Raw genomic sequence first — 12,471 nt, 5'->3', positions numbered from 1 at the left:
CAGACAGATGCTTTGAGCCTAAAAAAATAACAAGAGGTGCATTATGAACGAACACAGCGCATCACTCGAGTACCCAGTTAGCAAAGCGCATTCTTGGCGTTGGTACGCCGTGGGTTGCATGATTATCTTCTATGCCATCTCAATGGTGGATCGTTTCATTCTTTCCGCAGTTGCACAGCCTGTAACTCAGTCTTTAGGATTGAGCAATACCGAAATGGGTTTGCTCTTGGGAGCAGGTTTCGCAATCTTATATTCAGTAGCAGGCGTGCCCATTGCGTATCTTATTGATAGGGGAAACCGCACCAAAATAGTATTCCTTGGAGTTTTTGTTTGGTCGCTAATGACAGCCGCATCTGCATTCACGATTGATTTCACGACATTGTTAATATGTCGAGCGGGAGTTGCAATCGGTGAGGCTGTTCTCACTCCTGCGGCAATGTCGCTTATAGGGGATATGTTCGCACGAAAGGAACGGGCTACTCCTACAAGCGTTTATATGGCTAGCGGAAACTTGATGGCAACCGGAGCCTTCCTTATTGGAGGAGCCGTTTATCAATATGCAGGGGGTCAGCAGCTGTTACCAGGCATGGAGCCTTGGCGTTTTACACTCTTAGCAGTAAGCCTCCCGGGATTCGTTATGGCCCTCCTGTTTGTGCTTACGGTAAAAGAGCCTCCGCGAGTCACTGCGAACCTAGCAGATCAAAACGAGCCGTCATCGGCTTCGCTATACTCTTTCCTTAAAAAGAATCAAGCCACTTTTATACCATTTTATATCAGTACAGGCCTAATCTCTTCTCTCACTCTCGGAATAATCTCCTGGGGCCCAACTCTTCTTATTAGGCTTCACGAGCTGAGCGCCTCACATGCGAGCTACATATTTGGGACGATAGGACTACCAGCCTCAATCATCGGGACATTGAGCCTTCCTTGGATTGCAAACAAACTACAAAAAAATGGAAGAGCTGACGCAATCATTCTCATACTTCTTGTTTCGGTTGCGCTGCCCGTAGTTTGTATTGTTGCCGGACTTCTGTCTGACTCCTACTGGATGTTAGTAGCTGCTTTCGCTGTCTGCATGATGTTCCTACCTAGCATCTCAGTACTTACATGCCTAAGTATGCAGATGATCAGCCCATCAAAACTACGAGCAAGAACCGTCGCGACGAACCTCCTTGTTATCAACTTGTTTGGCTATACCGTGGGCCCTTTCTTGAGCGGCTACTTAGCTGACAACGTGTTCGAAGGCCAGACGGCAATTGCTGATGCCCTTGCCACAATGGCGGTCGTTATCGGCCCCTTAGCGATTATTGGCTTCGCTCTAGCTCGTAACACGTTTGGCGTGATGATGAATAGTCAAAAAGACTAAACGTTTATCGTCTGAATAGTTAAATCTAATCCAATAAAAATAACATTAGAGCGCAAATAATGAAACTCATTACAAAAATTACCCTTTTATCCTTACCTCTATCAATGGGAGCAGAGGCCGCTAGCGACTTTATTACTGACAGCTCGGCCACTGTGCTGCTTCACAACTACTACATGGATCGAGACTACAAAGACAGCGAGAACGCCGCGCTCAAAAGCGAATTAAGGGAGTGGGCGCAGGGCATTACGCTTGATTTTAAGTCTGGCTATACAGAAGGGCCTATAGGATTTGGGATCGACCTACACAGTATGAACGGGATAAAGCTGGACTCTTCTCCCGATCGAGCCGGCACACAGTTAATACCAGTCAACTCAGAAGGACGCTCTGAAGACGCATTCAGCATCTTAGGCGGCAGCGCCAAAGTGCGATATAAAGAAACCAAGATTAACGCTGGTCGTATGGTACTGAATACGCCTATCGCATATTCGAGTCCAGGCCGACTTCTTCCTCAAACATTTCAAGGCGCAACGATTCAATCTGACGACATCCAAAATCTATCATTAATGGGTGGGTATCTGGATAAAATCAGATACCGCAACTCAACAAATTATGATGAGCTATTAGTCACAAGCGTAAACGGCCGATTTAACACTGCGTCTTCAAGCGCATTGTCCTATGCCGGTGCTAAATACAAGGTAACGCCTGAGTTTACCGCGAGCTATTACCACGCAACATTAAATGACATCTATCAGCAAGACTATGTTTGGCTTGTACACCAAACTCCCGTTGGCCCTGGAAATTTGAAGACTGACTTCCGCTGGGTAAGGTCAAGTGAGGATGGAGCGGCACGGGGCGGAAAGGTCGACAATGATAATTACGGAGTGGTTTTTAGGTACAGCTTAGGTGGCCATATGTTTAGCACTGGCTACATGGGGCTCTACGGAGACACCGCTCAACCATACATAAGCGGTAGCGAGCCTTCCCCAACGGTTGAAGGTGCAATTGCCACCGATTTCTTAAACGCGAAAGAACAAACCTGGCAGGTACGTTGGGACTACGACTTCGCAGCGCAAGGAATCCCTGGTTTGACAGCAATGGTCTGGCATTTGCGTGGCAATAACATTGAGCTTCCCCAGCGCATGGGCGGTAGCGATTTGTACGAACGTGAGAGTCAGGTACAAGTTGCCTATGCCGTTCAATCCGGCCCACTTAAAGGACTGGGCGTCAAGGTGCGTCATGCCTGGTATAGAAATAACTTTACCCAAGCAGCGACTTTCCGCGACAACAACGATCTGCGGGTGAATATTTTTTACACATTGAAGCTTTGGTAGTCACCAAACCGACCTGGAGTCACTGATGCGCCCCGCAGACCGACTATTTGAACATCAACTCTTCCGAGAAAATTATCGATCCTTTCTACAGAAGGAAGTACTACCAAACCGGGCTGCGTGGCGCCAGAGCGGAATCGTGCCTCGTGAGATGTTCAAAAAAATGGGCGATCTTGGTCTTCTTCTAATTTGGGCACCAGAGATATACGGAGGTCTTGGTCTTAAAGACTTCCGCTATCAGCAAATTATGATTGAAGAAGATTATCGATTTGGGGAAGTGGGCTTCTACCATACTCTGCACAGTCGATTAGCTGCCCCCTATATTATTTATTTCGGCAGTCAAGACCAGCAAGAGCGGTTCCTACCGAAATGCGCTGCAGGTGAAACCATCTTAGCAATTGCAATGACAGAACCAGATGCCGGCAGCGACCTTGCTGGTATGAAAACTCGCGCAGTGGAGCAAAGCGATCATTGGGTACTAAACGGCGCTAAAACATATATATCTAATGGGATCAACGCTGACCTAGTAATTGTTGCCGCAAAAACAAATCCATCTAATTCACGCGAGATTGGTCTATTTTTGGTCGAACGTGGCATGCTTGGTTTCGAACGTGGAACCAAGCTAAAAAAAATGGGTTTGCACGCTCAGGATACCGCCGAGCTATTCTTTCACGATGTTCGAGTGCCTAATGCGAACGTTCTCGGCGACGCATCGCTTGGTTTGGCTTATTTGAAAATATCGCTGGTTGAAGAACGCCTAATATCTGCCGTCGGTTCGCTAGCAAATGCTCAGTGTGGTTTCGATATAACCAGAGATTACGTTTCCGAGCGGCAGGCTTTTGGCAGGAAGATTGCCGATTTTCAGAACACCCGGTTTACCCTAGCCGACCTAGCGGCAGAACTCGAGATTGCTCGGGTTTACGTAGATGATTGCGTAACTCGCCTCAATGATGGTGAGCTCAGCCCTGCTTCTGCTGCTAAGGCAAAGCTCTTTACTAGCGAATTGGAGTCGCGGGTCATGGACGTTGGAGTACAACTTCATGGCGGCGCAGGTTACATGCAAGAATACGAAATTTGCCAGCGCTTCTTAGATGCACGTGTATCGAGGATATTCGCTGGCAGCTCGGAAATAATGAAGGAGATAATAGCTCGATCTGTTTTAGGGTGATCATCTGCGGAATCGGAGATACTATGGGCGATCTTTAGGGATTAAAGCCGTGGAGTTTGCCGGGATAGGGCCCGCCCGATTCTGCGCTATGGTGCTAGGATTTTGGGGCAGAGGTTATCCGTGTTGTAGCGGGTCTTGAGGGTCATGCTTCCGGCTATGCGGGGAACTCATGTTTTTTTCCAATATCGATCAACAGTTCGACTGGATAATCCGAGCTTACGGGATACATCCGCCTTTCTGTCCCCTCTCGCCTGAGCGTCTTGTACGGCCCGCCTCGTCTGATCAGCCTGCATACCTTTGATGCCCCGACCAACATCACCGGCATTCATCGGCTCTAGTCGCCCGTCCTGGATCGCTGAGCTGAGTGCTGCCGCGCTTGTAGTGGAATGCTCTGCGACGGATCGGCCGGCGATCCGTGCTTCCACTATCAGCAAAACATTACTTGGCGACAAGCCGAGAACCTCGCACAACTGTACCAGCGTGTAGAGACGAACCTGCGCTTGCCCGCTTTCCAACCGGTGAAGGTTAGCTCTACTCAAAGCGCTAGAAAACGCGTCGCCGGATAGCCCAGCCCTCAAGCGCAAGTCCCGAACCACCTCTCCCAACGTCACGCTAAACGTATCAAGCCCAATTTTTTGGCTTCCAGTCACTGAATTCGCCGCAAAAGCAAGGATAAGGCCACATTTGACCCGCCACGTCTTTATCGCTTACGATACTCACGCTTCGCTAATCTGAGCGCTTGTCAATATAGAGATAATTCGGGCACGGCGCATTGCCCAGCGAAGCGTAACTTCCGAAAACGCCCGATGCGCTTAGCGCTTAGGGTCTTGCTTGCCCAACAAGTACTAAAGGGCCCTACGCGCTGAACCAATCGTCGCACTCGAAGTTGGCATCTCTTCACCAGGCTTGCCCTCTTGTGCGTTCAAGTACCCGGGCTACGGGTGGGCGCTGTGGCCTGCTTGCCGCCTTAACGTGCCCTAGCGATGAAGACTAGGCTTAACAATGTTCAAGACAAACGAAACCATGGAAATAGGGCTGATGCGTGTTTTCAGCAGCAGCGATTATTATTGGAAAATGGTTGAACGCGATGCAGGCACGCCCTGGTTCCACGTTACGATTCAATACTGCGCAGAGGGCGACGTTCGTGAGAGGTCGTTCATGCCTGACGACTTCTTACTAGTGGAGCAGATCCTTAGCCAACAAAAGGAAGGAGTGAGAGTTGTCGACCTGCAAGCAATGACTCCAGGAATGATTAATAAACAGGGCAGATGGCTAATGGAGTCACTTGCCAAGCTGGAGTTGGCAAAGACGGCGTACGGCGAGACAGTAGAAATATATACAACAATATCTGGCAGCGTATATTTCTGCCCTACGCTGAAAACGTCGGCTGTCAAAGGTCTGCGCTCTCGGAGGTTGCTTTATAAACGGACGGAAGAAAAAGTAGAGCATCCAGAATGCTAACGCAATAATCCAACCTGCGCAGTTTCCAGAGACTTAGGCGCGCAACGACCTCTGAAGCCTTTAGCTAAGTCGCGGCTGAGCCAAATCAAAAAAGTAGCCGCACGCTGAACTTGTATGGCACCGAAGAGCATCTATATGGATCAACTAAACACGGTACACGCCCTATTGTACGGGCCGGGCGCACCTATGCTCGGTCACGAAGCAACCGAAGTGGAAATTATCGCGAGGGTTCGCGAACTCTTTCCCGGTCTGTCTTACTGTCTTGTACGGCACTGGATCTGGATCGATCTGGATATATCTGACGCTGCTCGCGAAGAGCTCAAAAAGGCGCAGCGACAGCCCGTTATGCTTTACGCCCATGAGGTCGTGTTTGACAGTCTGGGCAGATTTAACAAAGGCGATTGGGTGCGCAGCACACCGCTTCTACGCTTTACCGAGGGGGGATTTTTTCAGACGCAGAATACTGTTTACGTATTGCTTGGTCACGGTAAGCGCGAGCGCGCTGAGCCCAGCACTGTCGCTAGCATCTATTAACGAAAGAGCGCTAGCGTGGACTCCGCGCATCGCATAAGCCCACTACCGAAACTTTTTCATTCCGTAGGACAAGAAAAGAGCGATGAACAAGCCACTTGATCGAAACGCTGGGGTTATATGTGCGGTGTGTGGCGACGCTAACGATACTGCGGGCTACCGGCCACAGTTCGGGGTTTTGCACGCCCCTTTGGGCTGCGGTTCATCTGATAGCGAAGTGCATTACGAATTATACCTATGTAAGGCCTGTTTTACCGCAGCACTGTTATATTTACGCCATCAGCGGCGTATCAACACAATGTTCGATGAAGACCAACCGAGTGATGACCAAAACTTTGGCCGCGTCACCCGAGATGGAAATTCGGTAAGTCGTAGCCCACCGCCAACGTTAGGATCGTGACGATGCGAATCCATCTGCTGTCCGATTTGCACAATGAGTTCGAACAGTTCGTACCGCAGGTGAGCGATGTCGATGTAGTCATCCTGGCGGGCGATATCGACGTCAGGTTGCGAGGTGTCGAATGGGCTCGGCAGGCATTTTCAGCGCCTATCTTGTATGTTCCCGGTAATCATGAGTTCTACGGCGGCCATCTAGCTTACACCCTCGAAAAGATGCGCTTGCGGCGGGATGATCGTGTATGGGTAATGGATCGGGACGAAGTAATCATCGATGGCGTCCGGTTCCTCGGTGCGACCATGTGGACGGACTTCTCAGCTACCGGAAACCCGGTATTGGCGTCACTGACCGCTCAAAACAACATGAACGATTACCGAAAAATTCGCACAGGAAACTATCGGCGGATTAGGCCGGCTGACTTGGTAAATCAAGCGACCAAAACTCGCGATTGGCTGCGCATTAAGCTAGATGAACATCATGATGGGCCTACGGTGGTTATCACCCATCATGCTCCGACCATGAGATCCCTAGTGGACAGCCCTCATGCAGGTAGCCATCTGGACGCCGCATATGCAAACAGTTGGGAAGACCTTATGGGGATTAACCAGGTGATGCTTTGGGTGCACGGGCATTCACACACGGCGATTGACTATGAAATAGCGGGTACGCGGGTAGTGTGCAACCCGAGAGGCTATCCGGGCGAGAAAACTGGGTTCGATCCCGCACTAGTGCTCGAAATTTAGCGATGGAGCGTAAACGAGATGCGTGCATCTAGCTTGCTAAACCTTACAAGCATCAACTAGCGCCTAACCGTCTGTAACTGCGTTGGCGGTCGCTTAAGTTAGTCGATTCCACCTTAGCGTATACGGCGTCTTGGGCTCGCATCCACTGGGGTGTAGGGCGCTAGTCGAGCCGCTTAGCGGGGAAGCGGCGACGAGTTAGGGCTGAATGCTGACTAGGCCTTCAGACATTCAAATTCAACCCAGGGAGCAGGAGAAGCAATTTATGACCCTTCCTCACGAGAGAACCCGCGCTGTAATCGAATGTGAGGCGTTCCTCCGACAGCTCGCCTTTGATATTGCATTACCTCGAGACATCCGTAGCTATGCACATCACATTCTCAGGCACTACCCGTCGGCATCTCAGATTCTTGCGATAGGTCGCCTCGAAGAGCTCTTACAATGCGATGCGCTGGATTGTGAATCCCTGCGGCTAATTACGGCGCGCAGTCAGCGGCTATTCAGCTCCACCGTCAATTTTGCGGGATAGTTTACAAACTAAACTTTAATGATTCACTAATAAAGCCAGACCTAACGCGGTTCGAACAGCGCATAGGTTTTTGTGTTGTGGATATTCCAGCGGCACTTCAGTAGGCCAAGCGCTGACGGTGCTTACAGAAGCCCAGAGATTTTCTGCGGCCAAGATGAACGGCACAGTGCGGAGTGCGCTTGGAACCATTCACCTAATGACACACCAAAGTCAGCCCATGATGAGTTGTTATATATCTACGTAACGCAGGAAACAAAGAACTACCACGCCCTTTCACGGATGCGCTGAAATCTTGAGTTGGAGAAACAGCACTCTGTGTATTACATAAAACTAAACTGACACAGTGCCTTATGTTGAACTCCATTCTGATTCCAGAGACCAGCCGATCAATTTCGCCTTATGCAAAGCAACAGCTTGCTCAAGCACTAAAGGTCACCTATTCAGTTCCCGTAACGGGGTTTCTCGTAAACGCGTACGTCATTGCAAACGCTGCCGTCGGGATTGTTTATCGGGACGTCCGTAGCGATGCTACGGGTCGCTTTAATGACGGCCATCTCATACGAACATCAGACATCGTAGAACTCCGCCAGATTGATGGCCGCTGGCTCATAAAGACCGTTAACTCCCTTTACGTTGTGGCTACCTTCAAGCGGCACGTCGGAAGGCCATCGCTAATGACGCTTCAACGCCTCATGAAGACGAGGATTTTCTTGGCGTCCAGAAAGCTTCATTAGATGTCGCGCAGCCATAAGCTGGGCGACCAAGATCAGATGTTGATCTCAAGGCTTATAACAGAGTAGATCACGCCGAGAACGCTCATGAAATCTCAATTGTTAGACATTCTCAAAAATCAAAAAGCACGCGAAATTACAGATTTTCTATATGGAAAGGCCCCTGCCATAAACGGCACCGACTTGAGTCGAGGCGAAATTCTTCAAGAGCTACACCGGCGCAATCCCTGTAAGCAGTACTGCCTGGTAAAAAATTGGACTCTAGTCGAGCTAGACATCTCAGATGAAGCGTGTCGGCAGGTTGAGACTGATGGTTTCAAGGCTCGGCTTATCCATGCTAATGAGGTGGTCGAAGACTCAGCTGGCCGTTTTCAACCGGGCTGTTGGGTGAGAAGCTCGCTAGAGCAAAAGTATGAAAACGATGGCTTTTTCGAAACTAGAAGCACTATTTATGTGCTGCTAGGAATCGGACGCCTCAAAAAAGTGCGCGAAAACATCGTCTACAGCATCCGCCCAGTAAATCGGCGCATGACCGACATGAGTTAGAGATATAGCTTCCTTTCGTGTAGTTTTACGTAAGCTATTCAGGAAGCGAATTAACCACAGCAGATGATGGTGCACCTAGTCGATTGTTTCATACAAAAGTTGGTTCCATACTTCCGCTTGCGGCTGCATCGAACAGGAGCTTTGGGAAAGCGCTCAATGGAGTATTGAGAGATGCGCGGATCCGCTCAGGACTTGCGCGCCATGCGTTCTAAAGCTAATCCGCGCTTCTCACCTATGCCAAATTGAGAATGGTGAAGCTGCTATCAATATCGACACGCTTGTTGCACCCGGTAGTGCTATAAGCGTTCCTGTGGGCAGTTACTCTTAGTCGCTGAGGCGCGCCAAGCGGGCCTACTGGTCGAAGGGCTCCTTGCGGCAAACACCAAGCTATGCCTTTCGCTCATTGCCGAAGGATTTACGATTCCCCCACACAGAATGCAGCCGCCCGGGCTACGAGGCCAGAGAGCCGATGCAACTCGTAAGACAACAGAGTGATTGCAGAAAGAGGGGCTATGCGAATCAGAAATAGCCAGCCGGCTAGGGGTTACTGTTAGGAGTTTGAACGTTACTGCTGAAGGAGCAGAAAATATCGCTGGCACCGAACGAGTGAACGTGAGGGCTTTGGGACGGCATAGTTTGACTAAATAATCGATGATCCCTAGGCCCAGCACAGATAGAGGCAGTACATCGGTTTTCCAGAGGCACCAGGGGCCCCGCATCAAAGAATACTGCTGCTTCGATGACCAAGCTCGCACGACGTTGAGGTAGTCCTTGGGCAGGGTAGGATTCGAATCCGCTATCAATGCGAGCATCCATCAGCCTGTTCGAGGACTGCTTCTCTTACGTGGAGGGCAGAACCGCAAAATGCGATAGATATCTCAATTTGACAAAAGAAGCCCTAGTCATGCGCAAATGGCAAAACATGGAACTCGTCGAAGATCACCAGCCCTACGCCATCGAGGGCAGGGTCGTCCTGCAACCGCCGAGCGAGAATGCCCTCGGTGACCACTTCGATGCGCATAGCCGGGCCGACCTTGCTGTCCAGGCGGATGCGGTAACCGACAGTCTCGCCAACCGCCTCGCCCAGCTCGCTGGCCAGCCGTTCGGCCGCGGCGCGAGCCGCCAGGCGCCGCGGTTCGAGCATCAGGATCGTTTGCCCGGCCAGCCAGCGCTCGTCGAGCAATGCCAACGGAACACGGGTCGTCTTGCCCGCGCCGGGCGGTGCCTCGAGCACCGCTTCGTCACGGTCGTTGAGGGCTTGGCGCAAGGCCGGCAATGCTTGATCAATGGGCAGCGAAATCATGGACACTCGGGATAGGTACGGCGTCGGGACGATGACCGCAACGCCCGCAAACAAGGAAGCGCAGTGTACGGCCAGCAAACCCGCCGCTTCAGCCTGTTTTTTGCCGCCTGACCGAGCGCCGCAGCACCCGCTGCACGCAACGGTCTCGGCTCAGTTCACGCTATAGCCCCGCCCGGTGAGGCAGGCGCTGAGCGCGCGCCGGTAGGTGTCGGCCGTGGCCGCCGGAGGCGCGGCCTGTGCAGTCGCCGGATCGAAGCCACTCTGGCTGACGGCCCATGTATGGCACTCGTAGCGGTCGCGGCTCTGCTGCTCGGCGCTCTGCGCCTTGGCCGGGTAAGCGATGACATCGTATCGCCCGGGCTCGCTGGCCGGCACCACCGGGGGCGGGCTGGCGGGCTCGTACTGGTTGCGGTCGGCGTTCCACAGGTAGTACGTCCCGGCGGCGACGAAGTAAAGCATGCTGCCGATCCATAATTCCCGGGCGCCCGAGGGCAGCCCATGGCCATGCCGCGGGCCTGGCTGAGCATGACGAAAATCGGGACCACCCGGGCGGTCATGGCCATCCGGGCCGTGTCCGGGCGCGGCGAAAGCGGGAACACTGAGAACGAAAGCAAGTGATGCGGCGATGCAAGCGCGCGAAAGGGACCAGGGCATGATGCGCCTCCAGAAAACGACGGGATTGTTGCGTTGCCGATTATCCGCGGGCGGGCACGAGCCGACCGTCAACCAAAGGTAAGGTGTTGGTAAAAACGCAGGCCTACCCCAGCCGTGAACACCGGGGCGCGCGGAGCGGTCTGATATCGCGAAAACATCACGCAGCCCTTGTATAGTTGCGCCACTTTTTCAGGAGGTCCCTATGCGTACTCGTTCCCGTGTCATCGGCGGCGTGCTGGCCGTCTCCCTGTTCACCCAGCTGACCGCCTGCGGCACGCTGTTCTACCCCGACCGCCGTGGGCAGATCGAAGGCAAGATCGACCCAGCCATTGCCGTAGCCAACGCCATCGGCCTGTTGTTCTACGTGATCCCCGGCCTGATCGCCTTCGGCATCGACTTCGCCACCGGCGCGATCTACCTCCCCGATGACAGCTACTCCATGGCTCCGGAAAAACTTCAGGAAGCCATCGGCGCCGATGGCGTCATCGACCAGGCCAAGCTCAAGGCCATCATCGAGGCGGAAACCGGGCGCAGCCTGCCGCTGGATGATCCGCGCCTGATTCAGCACAACGGCAGCGTCGAGCAACTGGCCGCCTTCGGACCGCGTCCGGCCGCCTGATGCCACAACCAGCAGGCGAACGGCGCAAAGGGGTCAGCGCCGAGCATGCGCGGCTGATGCGCCGGGCCACGCGCCTGGCGCTCGGCGTGGCCCTGACCCTGGCCGGCTGCAAGGCGCTGGCCTGGTGGCTGAGCGGCTCGGTGAGCTTGCTTGCCGGCCTCACCGACTCACTGCTCGACGGCGCCGCCTCGCTGCTCAATCTGCTGGCGGTGCACTATTCGCTGCGCCCGGCCGATGACGACCATCGCTACGGCCACGGCAAGGCCGAAGCGTTGGCCGGGCTGGGCCAGGGCGCCTTCATTTCGGTCAGCGCCATCTTGGTCAGCGTCCAGGGCATCGACCGTATGCTGAACCCCGAACCGCTCGGCGCGCCTGCGCTGGGCATTGCGGTGATGCTGCTGTCACTGGCGCTGACCGTGGCGCTGCTCATCTACCAGCGTCACGTGGTGCGTGAAACCGGCTCGACCGCCATCCGCGCCGACTCGCTGCATTACCGTTCCGATCTGCTGCTCAACAGCAGCATCCTGGTGGCGCTGGTGCTTGCCGGCTACGGCTGGGAGCGCCTCGACGCCGTGTTCGGTATCGCCATCGCGCTGTACATCGTCTGGAGCGCGCTGAGCATCGTGCGCGAAGCCGGCGCGGTGCTGATGGATACCGAGCTGCCACCGGAGATCAGCGAAGACATGGGCCGGCTAGCCTGCGACGTGCCCGGCGTGGTCGGCTGTCACGACCTGCGGACCCGCGTGTCAGGTACCCGCTGGTTCGTGCAGATGCACCTGGAGCTGCCTGGCGAGCTGCCGCTGATCGAAGCGCATGCACTGTGTGATCAGGTTGAGGCGGCGATTCATGCCAGGTATCCGCGGGCCGAAGTGCTGGTTCATGCCGATCCGCTTGAGGTGGTTAGGCCGAAGGGGTGACCCGGCGGAAAGCACGCAGGCGTTCTGACAGTGCTGGTTTCGCCCAGCAGGGCGAAACCAATGCCTCAGCCAGCTCGGCAATTGAAATCGCCCCACCTTTTAGCCACCAAACAAAACCCCAAAACGAAAAAGACCACGCCTGGGCGTGGTCTCTTCGATTCGTCTGGCCGATGGTGACGGC

12 protein-coding genes and 1 pseudogene are annotated in these 12,471 nt (G+C 53.5%); 10 read left to right on the top strand and 3 right to left on the bottom strand.

The genetic code is table 11. The features are described 5' to 3' along the window. The first annotated feature begins 118 nt into the window (after positions 1 to 118). The 3 genes from M1D78_RS02895 to M1D78_RS02885 are packed head-to-tail and all read left to right on the top strand — an operon-like array spanning position 119 to position 3,862. On the top strand, positions 119 to 1,366 hold the full coding sequence (locus tag M1D78_RS02895; RefSeq protein ID WP_437422071.1) for an MFS transporter: 1,248 nt from the start codon (positions 119 to 121) through the stop codon (positions 1,364 to 1,366). 59 nt (positions 1,367 to 1,425) lie between these two features. Then, positions 1,426 to 2,697 (top strand): OprD family porin, encoded by a 1,272-nt coding sequence (locus tag M1D78_RS02890; protein WP_437422072.1) that lies wholly within the window; start codon positions 1,426 to 1,428, stop codon positions 2,695 to 2,697. Between the two features lie 25 nt (positions 2,698 to 2,722). Beyond that, on the top strand, positions 2,723 to 3,862 hold the full coding sequence (locus tag M1D78_RS02885) for an acyl-CoA dehydrogenase family protein (RefSeq protein ID WP_437422073.1): 1,140 nt from the start codon (positions 2,723 to 2,725) through the stop codon (positions 3,860 to 3,862). A 167-nt stretch (positions 3,863 to 4,029) separates the two neighbouring features. Here M1D78_RS02885 and M1D78_RS02880 read toward each other — a convergent pair whose 3' ends face one another. Further along, a complete protein-coding gene (locus M1D78_RS02880) occupies positions 4,030 to 4,458 on the bottom strand; it encodes a helix-turn-helix domain-containing protein (protein ID WP_457933572.1) in 429 nt (142 codons plus the stop codon). A gap of 406 nt (positions 4,459 to 4,864) precedes the next feature. Between M1D78_RS02880 and M1D78_RS02875 the strand changes: the two genes are divergently transcribed. The 5 genes from M1D78_RS02875 to M1D78_RS02855 all read left to right on the top strand — a co-directional run bounded on the left by M1D78_RS02875 (position 4,865) and on the right by M1D78_RS02855 (position 8,797). Further along, the gene (locus M1D78_RS02875; RefSeq protein ID WP_437422075.1) at positions 4,865 to 5,323 is read left to right on the top strand and encodes a hypothetical protein; all 459 of its coding nucleotides are present in this window, start codon (positions 4,865 to 4,867) and stop codon (positions 5,321 to 5,323) included. Between the two features lie 135 nt (positions 5,324 to 5,458). Next, on the top strand, positions 5,459 to 5,857 hold the full coding sequence (locus tag M1D78_RS02870) for a DUF6957 family protein (RefSeq protein ID WP_437422076.1): 399 nt from the start codon (positions 5,459 to 5,461) through the stop codon (positions 5,855 to 5,857). A gap of 399 nt (positions 5,858 to 6,256) precedes the next feature. After that, entirely contained in the window at positions 6,257 to 6,994 is a 738-nt protein-coding gene (locus M1D78_RS02865; protein ID WP_437422077.1) for a metallophosphoesterase, read from the top strand. A 205-nt stretch (positions 6,995 to 7,199) separates the two neighbouring features. Next, the gene (locus M1D78_RS02860) at positions 7,200 to 7,520 is read left to right on the top strand and encodes a BPSL0761 family protein (RefSeq protein ID WP_457933386.1); all 321 of its coding nucleotides are present in this window, start codon (positions 7,200 to 7,202) and stop codon (positions 7,518 to 7,520) included. Positions 7,521 to 8,338: 818 nt separating this feature from the next. Beyond that, positions 8,339 to 8,797, top strand: coding sequence for a DUF6957 family protein (locus M1D78_RS02855; RefSeq protein WP_437422079.1), 459 nt, complete (start codon positions 8,339 to 8,341; stop codon positions 8,795 to 8,797). A 922-nt stretch (positions 8,798 to 9,719) separates the two neighbouring features. On the opposite strand, the pseudogene M1D78_RS02850 reads toward M1D78_RS02855, so the two are convergent. Further along, positions 9,720 to 10,100: pseudogene (locus M1D78_RS02850) on the bottom strand (DEAD/DEAH box helicase); the annotation flags it as partial. Between the two features lie 150 nt (positions 10,101 to 10,250). Beyond that, positions 10,251 to 10,559, bottom strand: a complete 309-nt coding sequence (locus M1D78_RS02845) for a hypothetical protein (protein ID WP_437422081.1) — start codon at positions 10,557 to 10,559, stop codon at positions 10,251 to 10,253. 397 nt (positions 10,560 to 10,956) lie between these two features. On the opposite strand from M1D78_RS02845, the gene M1D78_RS02840 reads away from it, so the two are divergent. Then, the gene (locus M1D78_RS02840; protein ID WP_437422082.1) at positions 10,957 to 11,373 is read left to right on the top strand and encodes a polyribonucleotide nucleotidyltransferase; all 417 of its coding nucleotides are present in this window, start codon (positions 10,957 to 10,959) and stop codon (positions 11,371 to 11,373) included. Next, positions 11,373 to 12,290, top strand: a complete 918-nt coding sequence (locus M1D78_RS02835) for a cation diffusion facilitator family transporter (RefSeq protein WP_437422083.1) — start codon at positions 11,373 to 11,375, stop codon at positions 12,288 to 12,290. The genes M1D78_RS02840 and M1D78_RS02835 overlap by 1 nt, the downstream gene beginning before the upstream one ends. The last annotated feature ends 181 nt before the right edge of the window (positions 12,291 to 12,471 follow it).

It is taken from the genome of Pseudomonas sp. SA195 (genome assembly GCF_054131565.1).
Note: the sequence above shows the minus strand (reverse complement) of the source record. Positions and strands in the feature narration are given on the sequence as shown.